Annotated in this window: 13 protein-coding genes and 1 tRNA gene; 13 read left to right on the top strand and 1 reads right to left on the bottom strand. The window is 67.5% G+C overall.

From position 1 onward, the window contains the following. Positions 1 to 3: 3 nt before the first annotated feature. On the bottom strand, positions 4 to 867 hold the full coding sequence (locus MMR14E_RS02470; protein ID WP_331312659.1) for a porin family protein: 864 nt from the start codon (positions 865 to 867) through the stop codon (positions 4 to 6). A gap of 309 nt (positions 868 to 1,176) precedes the next feature. Here MMR14E_RS02470 and MMR14E_RS02465 point away from each other — a divergent pair, with 309 nt between their 5' ends. From MMR14E_RS02465 to rpoC, 13 genes are all read left to right on the top strand, one after another. Continuing rightward, positions 1,177 to 1,803, top strand: coding sequence for a GTP-binding protein (locus MMR14E_RS02465; RefSeq protein WP_331312658.1), 627 nt, complete (start codon positions 1,177 to 1,179; stop codon positions 1,801 to 1,803). Between the two features lie 212 nt (positions 1,804 to 2,015). Beyond that, positions 2,016 to 2,092, top strand: a tRNA-Trp gene (locus tag MMR14E_RS02460). A 182-nt stretch (positions 2,093 to 2,274) separates the two neighbouring features. Next, positions 2,275 to 2,571 (top strand): preprotein translocase subunit SecE, encoded by a 297-nt coding sequence (gene secE / locus MMR14E_RS02455; RefSeq protein ID WP_331312657.1) that lies wholly within the window; start codon positions 2,275 to 2,277, stop codon positions 2,569 to 2,571. Between the two features lie 76 nt (positions 2,572 to 2,647). Continuing rightward, positions 2,648 to 3,181: a transcription termination/antitermination protein NusG gene (nusG, locus tag MMR14E_RS02450; protein ID WP_012320778.1), complete on the top strand. Its 534-nt coding sequence runs from the start codon at positions 2,648 to 2,650 to the stop codon at positions 3,179 to 3,181. Between the two features lie 226 nt (positions 3,182 to 3,407). After that, a complete protein-coding gene (rplK, locus tag MMR14E_RS02445; protein WP_010686899.1) occupies positions 3,408 to 3,857 on the top strand; it encodes a 50S ribosomal protein L11 in 450 nt (149 codons plus the stop codon). An 11-nt stretch (positions 3,858 to 3,868) separates the two neighbouring features. Then, positions 3,869 to 4,567, top strand: a complete 699-nt coding sequence (gene rplA, locus MMR14E_RS02440; RefSeq protein ID WP_020096224.1) for a 50S ribosomal protein L1 — start codon at positions 3,869 to 3,871, stop codon at positions 4,565 to 4,567. 296 nt (positions 4,568 to 4,863) lie between these two features. Then, entirely contained in the window at positions 4,864 to 6,507 is a 1,644-nt protein-coding gene (locus MMR14E_RS02435) for a B12-binding domain-containing radical SAM protein (RefSeq protein WP_331312656.1), read from the top strand. A gap of 190 nt (positions 6,508 to 6,697) precedes the next feature. Further along, entirely contained in the window at positions 6,698 to 7,153 is a 456-nt protein-coding gene (locus tag MMR14E_RS02430) for a helix-turn-helix domain-containing protein (protein ID WP_331312655.1), read from the top strand. 27 nt (positions 7,154 to 7,180) lie between these two features. After that, positions 7,181 to 7,744, top strand: a complete 564-nt coding sequence (locus MMR14E_RS02425; protein WP_331312654.1) for a PIN domain-containing protein — start codon at positions 7,181 to 7,183, stop codon at positions 7,742 to 7,744. A gap of 571 nt (positions 7,745 to 8,315) precedes the next feature. Then, a complete protein-coding gene (gene rplJ, locus MMR14E_RS02420; protein WP_331294684.1) occupies positions 8,316 to 8,834 on the top strand; it encodes a 50S ribosomal protein L10 in 519 nt (172 codons plus the stop codon). A gap of 49 nt (positions 8,835 to 8,883) precedes the next feature. After that, positions 8,884 to 9,261 (top strand): 50S ribosomal protein L7/L12, encoded by a 378-nt coding sequence (gene rplL, locus MMR14E_RS02415; protein WP_331312653.1) that lies wholly within the window; start codon positions 8,884 to 8,886, stop codon positions 9,259 to 9,261. Positions 9,262 to 9,505: 244 nt separating this feature from the next. Next, positions 9,506 to 13,630, top strand: a complete 4,125-nt coding sequence (gene rpoB, locus MMR14E_RS02410) for a DNA-directed RNA polymerase subunit beta (RefSeq protein WP_331312652.1) — start codon at positions 9,506 to 9,508, stop codon at positions 13,628 to 13,630. A 175-nt stretch (positions 13,631 to 13,805) separates the two neighbouring features. Then, positions 13,806 to 18,017 carry a DNA-directed RNA polymerase subunit beta' gene (gene rpoC / locus MMR14E_RS02405; RefSeq protein WP_331312651.1) on the top strand — a complete coding sequence of 1,404 codons (4,212 nt, stop codon included), beginning with the start codon at positions 13,806 to 13,808 and terminating at the stop codon, positions 18,015 to 18,017. Positions 18,018 to 18,295: the final 278 nt, after the last annotated feature.

Genomic DNA, 18,295 nt, shown 5'->3' with positions numbered 1-18,295 from the left:
GACTCAGATACCGCCGAACTTGTAGTTGAAGCCGGCGCGAACGATGCTGCCCTCGGTGCGGAAGCGCGAGATGTACGCGCCGTTGCCCACGCCCGGGACCGCGCCGACGAGCACGTTCTGGCTGCCGAGGTCGTAGTGCAGGTACTCGGCCTTCACCGTGATGGCGTCGTACTTGATGCCGATGTAGCGGCCGAGCGCGAAGGTGTTCAGGAAGCTGTCGGTCGGCAGGGCGAACTCGATGCCGCCGCCGTAGGCGTAGCCGATCTTGAAGTCGTCGTAGCGGCCGGCGAACTGGAGGCGGCCGCCCGGGGTGTAGAAGTTGGCGTCGTGGAACACGTTGCCGTAGGCGAGGCCGCCCATCCCGTAGACCAGGACGCGGTCGAAGGCGTAGCCGACGCGGCCGGTCAGGGTGCCGAGCCAGTCGAGGCTCTGACGGAACTGGCTGATGTTCGGCGGGCCGCCGGCGACGTTGCCGGTGCCGAGCACGACCCGGTTCTTGGTGATGTCCGTCCAGTCGATGCTGTTGGCGAGACCGACCACGATGCCGGCGCCCGGCGTGAACTGGTAGTTGTAGCCGGCGGTGCCGCCGATGTTGGCGAAGCCGTCCTGCGTGGTCGAGGTCGCGAACGGGCGGCGGCCGAGGGCGACGTTGGCGGCGTTGCCGGGCTGGACGCCGACGGTCGTGATGCGCTCACGGTCGGTGAAGGTGTAGGCGGACTCGAGACCGCCGTAGAAGCCCGTCCAGGTGAAGACCGGCACCGGCGTGAAGACCGGCGGCGGCGCGGCACGGCGCGGAAGGTCGGCGGCGGAGGCGGCCGTCGTGACCAGGGCCGTCGCGGCGGTGGCGAGGAGGAGCTTCTTCATCATGGCGGGGGGTCCGAGGTGACGCGTTGTTGTCGCCACTTAAGCTCGGCCGCACGGATCCCGCTATGCCCGCGATGCCACACTGTGGCGCGAAAGCGGCGCGGATACTGCCTGTGATTGTTGTTTCGGCGTTCAAGACTCGCGTCGGCGGCTTGACAGCGGGGCCGGTCGGCGGGCTCCCGCGCGTCGCGGAGCTTGATCCCTGGCGGCCGACCCTCTAAGCGGACCGCGTTTTTCGCCCCTGTCGGAACTTCGGGGCGGCTGACCAGGATTCGGGGCCCTTGCGTGGTCCCCGCCGCAGGAATGGGAATCATGGGCAAGGAAAAGTTCTCCCGCACCAAGCCGCACTGCAACATTGGCACGATCGGCCACGTTGACCACGGCAAGACGTCTCTGACGGCGGCGATCACGAAGGTTCTGGCCGAGACGGGCGGGGCGACGTTCACGGCCTACGACCAGATCGACAAGGCTCCTGAGGAGAAGGCGCGCGGGATCACGATCTCGACGGCGCACGTGGAGTACGAGACGCAGAACCGTCACTACGCGCACGTGGACTGCCCCGGTCACGCCGACTACGTGAAGAACATGATCACGGGCGCGGCGCAGATGGACGTGGAGCGCGGCCAGGTCGTGTGCAAGCCGGGTTCGGTGAAGCCGCACTCGAAGTTCAAGGCCGAGGCGTACATCCTGACCAAGGAGGAGGGCGGCCGCCACACGCCGTTCTTCACCAACTACCGGCCGCAGTTCTACTTCCGGACCACGGACGTGACCGGCATCTGCACGCTGCCCGAGGGCACCGAGATGGTGATGCCGGGCGACAACGTGACCATGGACGTGGCGCTGATCGTGCCGGTGGCCATGGAGGAGAAGCTGCGCTTCGCCATCCGCGAGGGCGGCCGCACCGTCGGCGCCGGCGTCGTCGCCGCCATCAACGACTGACACCCGATCCGGAGCGGCGCCGCGCGCCGCTCCGCCTCTCCGGCGCCGGCCCCCGTCCCGACGGGGGCCGGCGTCGTCGTTCCGGGCGGGCAGCGGGGCTGCGCCGAGCCTGTGCCCGGCCTGTGCCCGGCCTCTGAGCGGCCTCTACCCGGGCGCTTCCCGCACGCGACCCCTTGCAAGCCGCGCCGCGATGGGGCATTGGGCGGTGCGCTAGGAGTGTAGCTCAACTGGTCAGAGCGCCGGTCTCCAAAACCGGAGGTTGCGGGTTCGAGTCCCTCCACTCCTGCCAGACATTCAGCCCGATCCCGCGCGGCGGCCCGGTCGACAAGCCGGGGGAGTTGCGCTAGAGCGGGCGCAATCCGAGATCTGAAGCGACCGTCGGTGCGGGCCCATCCGGGTCCTCGGCGCCGACATTCGCATTCCCGGATGCGGTCTCTGCCTCGGGGCCGAACACGCACAGACACTGGCGCCATGGCATCGAACGAAGCGACCAAGAAGGTGGACCTGGTGCGCGGCGCGGCCCGCGGTCCCGCGAATCCGCCGCCCGCCCGTCCCGCGACTCCCGTCCGCGCGCCGCAGAAGCGCGCGACGCCGGGCGAGTTCTTCGCCCAGGTGCGCGACGAGGCCCGCAAGGTCACGTGGCCGACCCGCCGGGAGACCACGATCACGACGATCATGGTGTTCGTGATGGTCGTGGCCGCGAGCGTCTTCTTCACGGTCGTGGACCAGGCCCTGCGCTTCGTGGTCGGCCTGATCCTGGGCGTCTGAGGGATCCTGGGCGTCTGAGGGCGGCTCGCCGCCGATCGGGGGTGACCCCGGGGACTTGTCGGAGTTGAACGGAACCGTGTCGAAGCGCTGGTACATCGTCCACGCCTACTCGAACTTCGAGAACAAGGTCGCCCAGTCCATCAAGGACCAGGCGGCCCAGCGCGGGCTGACCGAGCTGTTCGACGAGGTGATGGTCCCGACCGAGAAGGTCGTGGAGGTCCGCCGCGGCCGGAAGGTCGATGCCGAGCGCAAGTTCTTCCCCGGCTACGTGCTGGTGAAGTGCGACCTCACCGACGAGGTCTACCACCTGATCAAGAACACCCCGAAGGTCACGGGCTTCCTGGGCGCCGACAAGTCGAAGCCGGTCCCGATCCCGGACGCCGAGGCCGAGCGGATCAAGGGCCAGGTCGCCGAGGGCGTCGACCGGCCGAAGCCCTCGATCTCCTTCGAGATCGGCGAGACCGTCCGGGTCGCCGACGGGCCGTTCGCCAGCTTCAACGGGACCGTCGAGGAGATCGACGACGCCCGCTCCCGCCTCAAGGTGGCGGTGTCGATCTTCGGCCGCGCCACGCCGGTCGAGCTCGAATACGCCCAGGTCGAGAAGGCCTGAGCCCCCGATCGCGGCGGCCCTCCGGCCGCCCGTCCTTTCCGGTCGACGCATCCCCACCGGGTGCGGGGATCGCGAAGCCGCCGCGTTCCGCCGAGGGCGCGGCACCATCCGCGGGAGAACCGCCCGGCTTCGCCTCCGGGATCCACGGCTCGCACCGCGACCTGCAACCGTCCGACCCGCCGCGCTTCAGGCCGCGTGGGGGCGGATTTTCATTGGGAGCAGTCCCATGGCGAAGAAGATCACGGGCTACGTGAAGCTTCAGGTCCCGGCCGGCGCCGCCAACCCGTCGCCGCCGATCGGCCCCGCGCTCGGTCAGCGCGGCCTCAACATCATGGAATTCTGCAAGGCCTTCAACGCGAAGACCGCGCAGATGGAGAAGGGCACCCCGATCCCGGTGATCATCACCGCGTATCAGGACCGCTCCTTCACCTTCGAGATGAAGCAGCCCCCGGTCACCTTCTTCCTGAAGAAGGCCGTCGGCCTGAAGCTCGGCAAGAAGCCGGCCTCCGGCTCCAAGACCCCGGGCAAGGGCCCGACCGTCGGCAAGATCACCGAGGCGCAGCTCCGCGAGATCGCCGAGAAGAAGATGCCCGACCTCAACTGCGACACGGTCGAGTCGGCCGTCGCGATGATCCGTGGCTCCGCGCGGGCCATGGGCCTCGAAGTCGTCGCGTAAGGGAGGGCAGCATGGCTAAGGAAGGCAAGCGCATCCGTGCCGCCCGCGAGGGCATCGAGGCGACCAAGCTCTACGCGCTCGACGAGGCGATCAAGCTGGTCAAGGAGCGGGCGACCGCGAAGTTCGACGAGACCGTCGAGGTCTCCATGAACCTCGGCGTCGATCCCCGCCACGCCGACCAGATGGTCCGCGGCGTCTGCAACCTGCCGAACGGCTCCGGCCGGACGGTGCGCGTGGCGGTCTTCGCCCGCGGCGCCAAGGCGGACGACGCCAAGGCCGCGGGTGCCGACATCGTCGGCGCCGAGGACCTCCTCGAGATCGTGCAGAGCGGCAAGATCGAGTTCGATCGCTGCATCGCCACGCCGGACATGATGCCGCTGGTCGGCCGTCTCGGTAAGGTGCTGGGCCCGCGCGGCCTGATGCCGAACCCGAAGGTCGGCACCGTCACCATGGACGTGAAGGGCGCCGTCGCCGGCGCCAAGGGCGGCTCGGTGGAGTTCCGCGTCGAGAAGGCCGGCATCGTCCACGCCGGCGTCGGCAAGGTCTCGTTCGACGCCGACAAGCTCGTCGAGAACATCAAGGCCTTCGCGGACGCCGTCGCCAAGGCGAAGCCCGCGGGTGCCAAGGGCACCTACGTCCAGCGCATCGCCGTCACCTCGACGATGGGCCCGGGCGTGAAGGTCGAGCCGAACACGGTCCTGACCGCCTGAGGCGGGACGAATCGTTCACGCTGCGGAGCGCCCGGCCGGGAACGGCCGGGCGCTCTGCGTTGTGGGATGGCCGATGCCCCATCCCCGAGCCGGTCTCGCCGCGCGCCGCCGCTTTCCGGGCGGCGCAGCGCCGCGCGGGGGCGTCGCCGTCGCGGGTCGCGCGGCACCGGCGGGACGCGGTCCGGGATGCGACAGGAAGACAAGCCGCGGCGGCGACCCCGAACCCGCGCTCCTCACGCCATTCTCAACCACGGAGGGGGGGCGCCAAAGGCCGCGGCTGTGCTAGATAGGCCGCCATGCGATGCACCCTGACGGTCACCTCCAAGCGACGCATCCTGTGCGTCTTTCCCGCCTACACGCCGTCCTTCGGGACATTCTCCCACGCCTACCCGCTGATGGGCGGGGTGAAGGCGTTCATGCCGCCGCAGGGACTACTGCTGATCGCGGCCTACATGCCGGAGGCGTGGGAATGCCGGTTCATCGATGAGAATATCCGCCGCGCGGGCCCGGCCGACTTCGCCTGGGCCGACGCGGTCTTCGTCTCCGGGATGCACATCCAGGAGCCGCAGATCCACGACATCCGCGACCGCGCCCGCGCGGCCGGCAAGGTCACGGTGCTGGGCGGCCCCTCGGTCTCGGGCGCCCCGGAGAAGTACGGCGATTTCGACTACCTCCACATCGGCGAGATCGGCGACGCCACCGACGACCTCGTCGCGCGCCTCGACGCCGACCTGACGCCGCCGCCCGCCCAGGTGGTGCTGGAGACGAAGGACCGCCTCGCGCTCGCCGACTTCCCGGCCCCAGCCTACGAGCGCGCGCCGCTCAAGCGCTACCTGATCGGCTCCCTGCAATTCTCCTCGGGCTGCCCCTACCGCTGCGAGTTCTGCGACATCCCGCAGCTCTACGGCCGCCAGCCGCGCCTGAAGAGCCCCGAGCAGATGTGCGCCGAGCTCGACGCCATCGTCAGCCAGCCGGGCCACCCGGCGGTGGTCTACTTCGTCGACGACAACTTCATCGGCAACCGCAAGGCGACCCGCGAGATGCTGCCGCACCTCGTGGAATGGCAGAAGAAGAACAACTACCCGCTCCAGTTCGCCTGCGAGGCGACGCTCAACATGGCCAAGCAGCCCGAGATCCTCGAGCTGATGCGGCAGGCCAATTTCATGACGGTGTTCGTCGGCATCGAGACGCCGGAGGCGGAGGCGCTCAAGGGCATCGACAAGACCCACAACGCCGCCGTGCCGATGTACGAGGCGATCGAGACGCTGAATTCCTACGGGCTCGAGGTGACCTCGGGCATCATCCTGGGTCTCGACTCCGACACCGACAAGTCCGAGCAGAACCTGATCGACTTCATCGACCGCTCGGCGATTCCCGTGCTGACCATCAACCTGCTCCAGGCGCTGCCCAAAACCCCGCTCTGGGACCGGCTGGAGCGCGAGGGCCGGCTCCTGCACGACGCCAGCCTCGAATCGAACGTCCTGTTCAAGCGGCCGCACGATTCGGTGGTCAGCAGCTGGCGCCGGGCGATCGCGCACGCCTACGAGCCCGAGAAGATCTTCGAGCGGTTCAAGCACCAGTGCGCGGTGACCTACCCGAACCGCATCACCACGCCGACGGCCGGCAAGCTCACCTTCACCAACCTGCGCCGCGGCCTGATCCTCGGCTTCAACATCATCACCCGGGTCGGGATCTTCTCCGACTACCGCAAGCCGTTCTGGAGCGCGGCCGGCTACGCGCTGAAGCGCGGGCAGATCGAGGCGGTGTTCAACATGGGCTTCGTCGCCCACCATCTGATCCGCTTCACCCGCGAGGCCCTGCGCGGCGAGCACAACGCCTCGTTCTACGCCGCCAAGGCCGCGGAGGCGAAGGAGGCCCGCGACCGGAGCTGGTGGGAGGCGGCGCGGCGCAAGCTGGTGCCGGAGCGCGAGGCGGCGTAGCCGAAAACAAGGCCCCCCGAAGGTCTCGCATCGGTCTCGTCCGACCTCGATCCGAGCCCGGATCGCGACTGCCTTATCGATTGATCCACACGGTTGCGAGAACGAACGACGCGGTGTGCGGTTACGCCTGTTGCGTCAGTTTCGTTTATTGCGATTATACGCATCGTTCGCTGAGCAAGGAGGAGCCGACATGACGATGCCCGCTTCCGCCAAGGGGCTCGGGGGGCGTTTGCCCTCCGAATTGGAGCGTGAAACGGCCAATCAGCTGCGACGCCTGCTGGCGCTTCAGGCCTCCGGCGAGGCGAACCTGCGCCTGTCCGATGATGGCGGAAAGATTACCGACATAACCCTGACACCAGCGATCTCGAAGCTGCTGATGGAGGTTCTTCATCCCATCGGTCGCGGCGACGCGGTAACGCTCGTGCCCGTGTCGCAGATGCTGACCACCCAGCAGGCCGCCGACATTCTGAACGTCTCGCGGCCGTTCCTCATCTCGCTTCTGCAGAAGGGAGAGATTCCCTTCGAGTCAGTCGGGCGCCACCGGCGCATCAGGGCCGAGGATCTATACGCCTACAAGGCGGCCAGAGACAGGCATCGCAACGAAGCATTGTCGGCACTGGCCGCATTGGATGGAGAGTTGCTGTAGCCCGTGTTCGCGAATCGATTCACCGCGATGATCGACGCCTGCGTTCTCGCGGGCGTGCTCAGGCGGAATCTGATCCTGACGCTGGCGCAGTGGGAGTTCTTCCGCCTGCGATGGTCGGATCAGATCCTCGGCGAAACGGAGCGCGCAATCGCGAGCATGTTCGCCAGGAAGGGTGATCTGCAAGCGGTCGAGAAGGCATCACGCGCGCGCCTAGCGATGGAGCAAGCGTTTGAAGACGCGATGGTGTCTGATTACGCCGTCTACCTGCCGATCTGCCAAGGTGCTGATCCCGATGATGCCCATGTCATCGCTGCGGCCCTGAAGACGCAGGCCCAAGTCATCGTGACCGACAACCTGAAGCATTTTCAGCCAGCCCTGCTTGAGCCGCTCGGTCTGGAGGCCCGGTCTGCGGACACGTTCATCGCCGACACCATCGCTCTGGATCTTGGTAAGGCCGTGGCGGCGATCCGCACAATGCGTCAGCGTTTGAACAGGCCGACGATGACAGCCTCCGACCTTCTCATTGCAATGGACGCCAACGGCCTGACGACGGTCGTCAACATCCTCCAGCCACATGAAGCGTCCCTATAGCGGCCTCCTGGCTTGCAGAACGCGACACGGCCGCCGGGCTCGGTCAGAGCTGAAGTGAGACATGCGTCCCAAGCCGATCTTCCGCACAGCCCCTTGCCTGCGGCGGAAAAGTCGCGTTCCGGCCCTTGGCAGGCGGCTTGCTAGGCTCTATACACCGCGCCTCACGCATTTCATCCTCACGGAAGGAGAACGGCCGATCGGCCGGTTTCCGCTCGAAATGTCGCCCGGGCAACCGGGTGGCACTGGCCGGAAGGATCCCAGGGGCGACGAGCCCCGCGGAGCCTTGCCCGGCCATGTCCTGTCCGAGACTGCAGGTGCCGGTTCGCCGGCTTAATCCGCCAGCCTGCACAGACGGGGAAGACCGAATTCAAAACGCCTCGCCGCGGTTCGCGCCGCGGAGGGGTGTCGGTTTGAACCAACTCGCCCGAGGCGGCCCGAAGGGGCACGCGCGGGGACAGGGCCGCGAAGCGTCGTTCGGACGTTCCCGGTCTTCTGAAGGCCGAGACCACGTCCGGGCGGCATGTGCAACCGGCGGACCCGAGACCGGGTTCCGCCAACCGGAGAGAGCCCAGTGGACCGGACAGCTAAAGCTGATCTCGTCTCGACGCTCAACGGCGTGTTCAATCAGAGCGCCGTCGTCGTCGTGGCCCACTACAAGGGCCTCACGGTCGCCGACATGCAGAAGCTGCGCGCGCAGATGAAGCAGGCCGGCGCCACCGTGAAGGTCGCCAAGAACAGCCTCGCCGGCATCGCACTCGATGGCACGGACGTCGCCTCCATCAAGCCGCTCCTGAAGGGCCCGACCCTGCTCGCCTATTCCGGCGATCCGGTCGCTGCCGCGAAGGTCGCGGTCGATTTCGCCAAGGCCAACGACAAGCTCGTGATCCTCGGCGGCGCGATGGGGAAGACCGCCCTGAACCCGGACGGCGTGAAGGCGCTCGCCTCGCTCCCGTCCCTCGACGAACTGCGCGCCAAGATCGTGGGCCTCGTGCAGGCGCCCGCGACCAAGATCGCTCAGGTCGTCAACGCGCCGGCTTCCAAGCTCGCCCGCGTGTTCGGGGCCTATGCCAAGAAGGACGAGGCCGCCTGAGGCCCTTCAAAATCCATCCGTTCAAACCGATATCTGAGAGGAATTCAAAATGGCTGATCTCGCCAAGCTCGTCGACGACCTGTCCTCGCTGACCGTGCTCGAGGCCGCTGACCTGGCCAAGATGCTCGAGGAGAAGTGGRGCGTCTCGGCCGCCGCTGCCGTCGCCGTCGCCGCCGGCCCGGCCGCCGGTGGCGCCGCCGCCGCCGTCGAGGAGCAGACCGAGTTCACGGTCGTCCTCGCCTCCGCCGGCGACAAGAAGATCGAGGTCATCAAGGAGGTCCGCGCGATCACCGGCCTCGGCCTCAAGGAGGCCAAGGACCTGGTCGAGGGCGCGCCGAAGCCGGTCAAGGAAGGCGTCGCCAAGGACGAGGCCGAGAAGCTCAAGGCCCAGCTCGAGAAGGCCGGCGCCAAGATCGAGCTCAAGTAAGTCGACGATGGGCCGGTCCCGGCCCATCACCCCACGGAGGTCCGTTTCGGGCCTGTCGTGACCGGAGCCCGCGGGTCAGCGCCCGCGGGCTTTAGGCCGCTTCGGCGGATGGTCCCGGAAGGGGCCGGCGAGAGATTCGGTTCGGTGGCGCGGCTCGGCGGGGCGCGCGTCACGGCCCGGCGCGGGAGGTCCCTTTCGGGAACGCTTCCCCGGGCGCGAGGCACGCGGGTAGGAGCGAGGTCACATGGCCAACACGCTGGTCGGTCGCAAGCGCATTCGGAAGTTCTTCGGCAAGATCAAGGAAGTTGCCGAGATGCCGAACCTCATCGAGGTTCAGAAGGCGTCCTACGACCAGTTCCTGATGGTCGACGAGCCCGAGGGCGGGCGCGCCGACGAGGGGCTGCAGAGCGTGTTCAAGTCGGTGTTCCCGATCTCCGACTTCGCCTCGACGGCGCTGCTCGAGTTCGTGCGCTACACCTTCGAGGCCCCGAAATACGACGTGGACGAGTGCCGCCAGCGCGGCATCACCTTCGCGGCGCCGCTGAAGGTCACGCTGCGCCTCATCGTGTTCGATGTCGATCCCGACACCCAGGCCAAGTCGGTCAAGGACATCAAGGAGCAGGACGTCTACATGGGCGACATGCCCCTGATGACGGAGAACGGCACCTTCATCGTCAACGGCACCGAGCGCGTCATCGTCTCGCAGATGCACCGCTCGCCGGGCGTGTTCTTCGACCACGACAAGGGCAAGACCCACTCCTCGGGCAAGCTCCTGTTCGCCGCCCGCATCATCCCGTACCGGGGCTCCTGGCTCGACGTCGAGTTCGACGCCAAGGACATCGTGCACGTCCGCATCGACCGGAAGCGCAAGCTGCCGGCGACGTCGCTGCTCTACGCGCTCGGCCTCGACGGCGAGGAGATCCTGTCGACCTTCTACAACAAGGTCGTCTACGACCGGGACGGCGCCGACTGGCGCGTGCCGTTCGACGCCGAGCGCATGAAGGGCCTGAAGGCCACGGTCGACCTGATCGACGCCGATTCCGGCGAGGTCGTGCTCGAGGCCGGCAAGAAGCTCAACGCCCGCAACGCCCGCCAGATCACCGAGAAGGGTACCAAGTTCCTCAAGGCGACCGACGAGGATCTCGTCGGCCAGTACGTCGCCGAGGATCTGGTCAACGCGCAGACCGGTGAGATCTGGGCCGAGGCCGGCGAGGAGATCACCGACAAGCTCCTGAAGAGCCTGGAGGATGTCGGGATCACCGAGCTGCCGGTGCTCGACATCGACCACGTCAACATCGGGCCCTACATCCGCAACACGCTGGCGGTGGACAAGAATTCCAGCCGCGAGGGCGCGCTGTTCGACATCTACCGGGTCATGCGCCCGGGCGAGCCGCCGACCCTCGAGACCGCCGAGGCGATGTTCCACTCGCTGTTCTTCGATTCCGAGCGCTACGACCTCTCGGCGGTCGGCCGCGTGAAGATGAACATGCGCCTCGACCTCGACGCCGCCGACACGGTCCGCACCCTCCGCAAGGAGGACATGCTGGCGGTCGTCAAGGCGCTGGTCGAGCTGCGCGACGGCAAGGGCGAGGTCGACGACATCGACCACCTCGGCAACCGCCGCGTCCGCTCGGTGGGCGAGCTCATGGAGAACCAGTACCGCCTGGGCCTCCTGCGCATGGAGCGCGCCATCCGCGAGCGCATGAGCCAGGTCGACATCGACACGGTCATGCCGCAGGACCTGATCAACGCGAAGCCCGCGGCCGCGGCCGTGCGCGAGTTCTTCGGCTCGTCGCAGCTGTCGCAGTTCATGGACCAGACCAACCCGCTGTCCGAGGTGACGCACAAGCGCCGCCTCTCGGCCCTCGGCCCGGGCGGTCTGACCCGCGAGCGCGCCGGCTTCGAGGTGCGCGACGTGCACCCGACCCATTACGGCCGCATCTGCCCGATCGAGACGCCGGAAGGCCCGAACATCGGCCTGATCAACTCGCTCGCCACCTTCGCGCGGGTGAACAAGTACGGCTTCATCGAGACCCCGTTCCGGCGCGTGCGCGACGGCGTGGTCACCGACGAGGTCGCCTACCTCTCGGCCATGGAGGAGGCGAAGTACTACGTCGCCCAGGCGAACGCCCAGATGGACGAGAACCGCAAGCTCACGGAGGACCTCGTGGTCTGCCGCCGGGCCGGCGAGGTGATCGTCGTGGGGCCCGAGCGCGTCGACCTCATGGACGTGTCGCCGAAGCAGCTCGTCTCGGTCGCCGCGGCGCTGATCCCGTTCCTCGAGAACGACGACGCCAACCGCGCGCTCATGGGCTCGAACATGCAGCGCCAGGCGGTGCCGCTCGTCCGCGCCGACGCCCCGTTCGTGGGCACCGGCATGGAGGCGGTGGTCGCCCGCGATTCCGGCGCCGCCATCGCGGCCCGCCGGGCCGGCATCATCGATCAGGTGGACGCCACCCGCATCGTCATCCGCGCCACGGAAGAGGCCGACGCCAACAAGCCGGGCGTCGACATCTACCGGTTGCAGAAGTTCCAGCGCTCCAACCAGTCGACCTGCATCACGCAGAAGCCGCTGGTCCGCGTCGGCGAGTTCGTGAAGAAGGGCGAGATCATCGCCGACGGTCCCTCGACCGAGTTCGGCGAGCTGGCGCTCGGCCGGAACGTGCTCGTCGCGTTCATGCCGTGGAACGGCTACAACTTCGAGGACTCGATCCTGCTCTCCGAGCGGATCGTGAAGGATGACGTGTTCACCTCGATCCACATCGAGGAGTTCGAGGTGATGGCCCGCGACACCAAGCTCGGGCCGGAGGAGATCACCCGCGACATCCCGAACGTGTCGGAAGAGGCGCTCAAGAACCTCGACGAGGCCGGCATCGTCTATATCGGCGCCGAGGTGAACGCGGGCGACATCCTCGTCGGCAAGATCACCCCGAAGGGCGAGAGCCCGATGACGCCGGAGGAGAAGCTGCTCCGCGCCATCTTCGGCGAGAAGGCCTCGGACGTCCGCGACACCTCGCTGCGGGTGCCGCCGGGCGTCACCGGCACGATCGTCGAGGTCCGGGTGTTCAACCGCCACGGCGTCGACAAGGACGAGCGCGCCCAGGCGATCGAGCGCGAGGAGATCGAGCGGCTCGCCAAGGACCGCGACGACGAGCAGGCGATCCTCGACCGCAACACCTACGCCCGCCTCGCGGACGTGCTGATCGGCCAGGCGCCGGTGGCCGGCCCGAAGGGCTTCAAGAAGGACACCCCGCTCACCCGCGAGTTGATCAACGACTACCCGCGCTCGCAGTGGTGGCAGTTCGCCGTCATCGACGACCGTCTCATGACCGAGATGGAGGCGATGCAGAAGCAGTACGACGAGTCGAAGAAGCGCCTGGAGCAGCGCTTCCTCGACAAGGTCGAGAAGCTGCAGCGCGGCGACGAACTGCCTCCGGGCGTCATGAAGATGGTCAAGGTCTTCGTGGCGGTGAAGCGCAAGATCCAGCCGGGCGACAAGATGGCCGGCCGTCACGGCAACAAGGGTGTCGTGTCGCGGATCGTGCCGATCGAGGACATGCCGTTCCTGGAGGACGGGACGCATGCCGACATCGTGCTCAACCCGCTGGGCGTGCCCTCGCGCATGAATGTCGGCCAGATCCTGGAGACGCACCTGGGCTGGGCGGCTGCGGGCCTGGGTCGCAAGGTGTCGAAGGCGGTGGATGCCTATCTGAAGACGCAGGATATCGCGCCGCTGCGGGAGGAGATGAAGGCGATCTACTCCCCGGGCGAGCTCGACGGCCTGACGGACGAGGAGCTGGCCGAGGCCGGCAACAACGTCCGCCGCGGCGTGCCGATGGCCACCCCGGTGTTCAACGGCGCCAAGGAGGCCGACATCGAGCAGATGCTGGAGATGGCCGGTCTCGACCGCTCGGCGCAGTCGACGCTCTATGACGGGCGTACCGGCGAGCCCTTCGACCGCAAGGTGACGATGGGCTACATCTACATGCTGAAGCTGCACCACCTCGTGGACGACAAGATCCACGCCCGGTCGATCGGCCCGTACTCGCTCGTCACCCAGCAGCCGCTGGGCGGCAAGGCGCAGTTCGGCGGTCAGCGCTTCGGCGAGATGGAGGTCTGGGCGCTGGAGGCCTACGGCGCGGCCTACACGCTGCAGGAGATGCTCACGGTGAAGTCGGACGACGTGGCCGGCCGCACCAAGGTCTACGAGGCGATCGTCCGCGGCGACGACACGTTCGAGGCCGGCATCCCCGAGTCGTTCAACGTGCTCGTCAAGGAGATGCGCTCGCTCGGCCTCAACGTCGAGCTGACGTCCTCCAAGAAGGCCGCCAACGACCAGCTCGAGCCGCCGGCCGACGCGGCCGAGTAAGCCGGAAGAAAACCTCCCGTGGCGGCGGCGTGCCGCCGCCACGGTCGAGCGGGAAGGGGAGGGGCCTTCCAGGGTTCGACGACGGTGAGCAGCGCCCGTGCGGGGCGCGGCGCCGGATCTTTTTCAGGACGCGGTGGCCCGGCGCGGGGCTGTCGGCGTCAACAAGGAGCGGATCATGAACCAAGAGGTCATGAACCTTTTCAACCAGCAGGCCACGCCGGTCAGCTTCGACCAGATCAAGATCTCGATCTCGTCCCCGGAGAAGATCCTCTCCTGGTCGTACGGCGAGATCAAGAAGCCCGAGACCATCAACTACCGGACCTTCAAGCCCGAGCGCGACGGCCTGTTCTGCGCGCGCATCTTCGGGCCGATCAAGGACTACGAGTGCTTGTGCGGCAAGTACAAGCGCATGAAGTACAAGGGCGTCATCTGCGAGAAGTGCGGCGTCGAGGTCACCCTCGCGCGCGTCCGGCGCGACCGCATGGGCCACATCGAGCTCGCCGCCCCCGTCGCGCACATCTGGTTCCTGAAGTCGCTGCCGAGCCGCATCGGCCTGCTGCTCGACATGGCGCTCAAGGACCTCGAGCGGATCCTGTACTTCGAGTCGTACTGCGTCATCGAGCCGGGCCTCACCCCCCTGAAGGAGCGCCAGCTCCTGTCGGAGGAGGAGTACCTGCGCGCGCAGGAGGAGTACGGCGAGGACTCGTTCACCGCCATGATCGGCGCCGAGGCCATCCGGCGCATCCTGCAGGAGCTCGACCTCGACAAGATCGCCAACGATCTGCGCGAGGAGATCGCCGTCACCACCTCGGAGCTGAAGCCCAAGAAGCTCCTGAAGCGGCTCAAGATCATCGAGGCCTTCCAGATGTCCGGCAACAAGCCGGAATGGATGATCCTCACGGTCGTGCCGGTGATCCCGCCGGACCTGCGTCCGCTGGTCCCGCTGGACGGCGGCCGCTTCGCGACCTCCGACCTGAACGACCTGTACCGCCGCGTCATCAACCGCAACAACCGCCTGAAGCGGCTGATCGAGCTGCGCGCCCCCGACATCATCATCCGCAACGAGAAGCGGATGCTGCAGGAGGCGGTCGACGCCCTGTTCGACAACGGCCGCCGCGGCCGCGTCATCACGGGCGCCAACAAGCGCCCGCTGAAGTCGCTCGCCGACATGCTGAAGGGCAAGCAGGGCCGGTTCCGCCAGAACCTGCTCGGCAAGCGCGTCGACTACTCGGGCCGCTCGGTCATCGTGGTCGGCCCGGAGCTGAAGCTGCACCAGTGCGGCCTGCCCAAGAAGATGGCTCTGGAGCTGTTCAAGCCGTTCATCTACGCGCGCCTCGACGCCAAGGGCTTCTCGGCCACCGTCAAGCAGGCCAAGAAGCTCGTCGAGAAGGAGAAGCCGGAGGTCTGGGACATCCTCGATGAGGTGATCCGGGAGCACCCGGTGATGCTGAACCGCGCGCCGACGCTGCACCGGCTGGGCATCCAGGCCTTCGAGCCGAAGCTGATCGAGGGCAAGGCGATCCAGCTGCACCCGCTGGTCTGCGCCGCGTTCAACGCCGACTTCGACGGCGACCAGATGGCCGTGCACGTCCCGCTGTCGCTCGAGGCGCAGCTGGAAGCGCGCGTCCTGATGATGTCGACCAACAACATCCTGCACCCGGCCAACGGTCAGCCGATCATCGTGCCGTCGCAGGACATCGTGCTCGGCCTCTACTACCTGTCGATCGTGGCCGAGGGTGCGCCGGGCGAGTACAAGGCCGACAACGCCAAGAACCCGATGCAGGGCGTCTACGGCGACATGGGCGAGCTGGAGCACGCCCTGGCCGCCAAGGCCGTGTCGCTGCACTCGAAGATCAAGTGGCGCTGGACCGGCATCGGCCCGGACGGCGAGCCCCTGACCAAGACCTACGAGACCACCCCGGGCCGGGTGATCCTGTCCGGCGCCCTGCCGAAGCACGCCAAGGTGCCCTTCGACGTCGTCAACAAGCTGATGACCAAGAAGGAGATCTCGGCGATGATCGACACCGTCTACCGCCACTGCGGTCAGAAGGAGTCGGTGATCTTCTGCGACCGGATCATGGCGCTCGGCTTCAACCACGCGTTCAAGGCCGGCATCTCGTTCGGCAAGGACGACATGGTCGTGCCGGAGAACAAGTGGTCGATCGTCGACACGACCCGCGCGCTCGTGAAGGATTACGAGCAGCAGTACAACGACGGCCTGATCACCCAGGGCGAGAAGTACAACAAGGTGGTCGATGCCTGGGCGAAGTGCTCGGACAAGCTGGCCGCCGAGATGATGGGCCGCATCTCCAGCGTCCAGAAGGACGAGAAGGGCGCCGACAAGCAGGTCAACTCGATCTACATGATGAGCCACTCGGGTGCCCGCGGCTCGCCTGCCCAGATGAAGCAGCTCGCGGCGATGCGCGGCCTCATGGCCAAGCCGTCGGGCGAGATCATCGAGACCCCGATCATCTCGAACTTCAAGGAAGGCCTGGACGTGCTGGAGTACTTCAACTCCACGCACGGTGCCCGTAAGGGCCTCGCCGACACCGCGCTGAAGACCGCCAACTCCGGCTACCTGACCCGCCGCCTCGTCGACGTGGCGCAGGACGCGGTCATCCGCGAGGTGGATTGCGGCACGACCAGCGGCATCAAGATGCGCGCCATCGTGGATGCCGGCCAGGTCGTGGCGACGCTCGCCACCCGCATCCTCGGCCGCGCCACGGCGGAGGATCTCGTGGCCGCGGACGGCACGGTGATCGTCAAGACCGGCGAGACCATCGAGGAGCGGCACCTGCCGGCGATCAACGCCGCCGGCATCCAGGAGGTGAAGATCCGCTCGGTGCTGGTCTGCGCCACCAAGAGCGGCGTCTGCGCCACCTGCTACGGGCGCGACCTCGCCCGCGGCACGCCCGTCAACATGGGCGAGGCGGTCGGCGTCATCGCGGCGCAGTCGATCGGCGAGCCGGGCACGCAGCTCACGATGCGCACCTTCCACATCGGCGGCGCGGCCCAGATCGCCGACTCGTCCTTCATCGAGTCGAGCTTCGAGGGCACGATCAAGATCCGCAACCGCGCGATCGCCAAGAACACGGACGGTGACCTGATCGCCACCGGCCGCAACGTGGCGGTCGTCATCGTCGGGTCGGACGGGGTCGAGCGGGCGGTCCACCGCCTGCAGTACGGCGCCAAGCTCCGGGTCGACGAGGGCGACAAGATCAAGCGCGGGCAGCGGATCGCCGAGTGGGATCCCTACACCCGTCCGATCCTCACCGAGGTCGACGGCATCGTGGCCTACGAGGATCTGGTCGACGGCCAGTCCATGACCGAGACCACCGATGAGTCGACCGGCATCGCCAAGCGCGTCGTCGTCGACTGGCGCGGGTCGGCCCGGACCTCGGACCTGAAGCCCGCGATGGTCGTGGTCGACCGGGACGGCAAGGCGCTCAAGCTGCCGCGCGGCTCGGACGCCCGCTACTTCCTCCCGGTCGACGCCATCATCGGCTTCGACCCGGGCGCGACGGTCAAGGCCGGCGACATCCTCGCCCGCGTCTCGACCGACTCGGCCAAGACCCGCGACATCACCGGCGGTCTGCCGCGGGTGGCGGAGCTGTTCGAGGCCCGGCGCCCGAAGGATGCGGCGATCATCGCCGAGAAGTCGGGCACCATCGCGTTCGGCCGCGACTACAAGAACAAGCGTCGGCTCACGCTGACGCCGCATGACGGCTCGGAGGCGGTCGAGTACCTGATCCCGAAGGGCAAGCACATCCACCTGCAGGACGGGGACGTGGTCGAACTCGGCGATTACATCGTCGACGGAAACCCGGCGCCGCACGACATCCTGGCGATCAAGGGCGTCGAGGAGCTCGCGGCCTACCTCGTCAACGAGATCCAGGAGGTCTACCGGCTGCAGGGCGTGTCGATCAACGACAAGCACATCGAGGTGATCGTCCGCCAGATGCTGCAGAAGGTCGAGGTGACCGACGGCGGCGATTCGGACATCCTCTCGGGCGACCAGATCGATCGCACGGAGCTGACCGACTACAACGAGAAGCTGCTCGCCGAGGGCAAGAAGCCGATCCAGGGCGTCCCGGTCCTGCTCGGCATCACCAAGGCGTCGCTGCAGACGAAGTCGTTCATCTCGGCGGCCTCGTTCCAGGAGACCACCCGCGTCCTCACCGAGGCGGCGGTCAACGGCAAGGTCGACACCCTGGAAGGCCTGAAGGAGAACGTGATCGTCGGCTCGCTGATTCCGGCGGGTACCGGCTCGATGGTGGCGGATATCCGCGCCATCGCCCGCCGCCGCGACGCGATGATCCTGCAGCAGAAGCAGACCGAGAGCGGCGCGATGCCGGTCGAGGAGCTTCCGCCCGCCGCCGCCGAGTGAGGCGGCCGGCAGGTCCGAGACGAGAGAGGGCGGCCTTCGGGCCGCCCTTTTCTTTCGTGGCGTGCCTCGCTCAGCGCCGCCGTCTTCGCGAGCGCAGCGAAGCAGGCCGGGGTGGCGCGCGATCCCCGACCCGGGCGATCCCTGGGTCGCTTCGCTGCGCTCGCGTTGAAGGGGTTCGGAAGCGTCGACGGTACCGTCCCATCCGAGGCCGGATCGAGACACGCGGGTCCATCCGGCCTTAACGGCGGCTCAACCATACCGCGCGATAAATTCGGCGC

Origin of the sequence: Methylobacterium mesophilicum (assembly GCF_036441335.1) — a bacterium.
Taxonomy (GTDB): Bacteria; Pseudomonadota; Alphaproteobacteria; order Rhizobiales; family Beijerinckiaceae; genus Methylobacterium; species Methylobacterium mesophilicum_B.
This window is presented reverse-complemented; position numbering and strand designations above follow the sequence as displayed.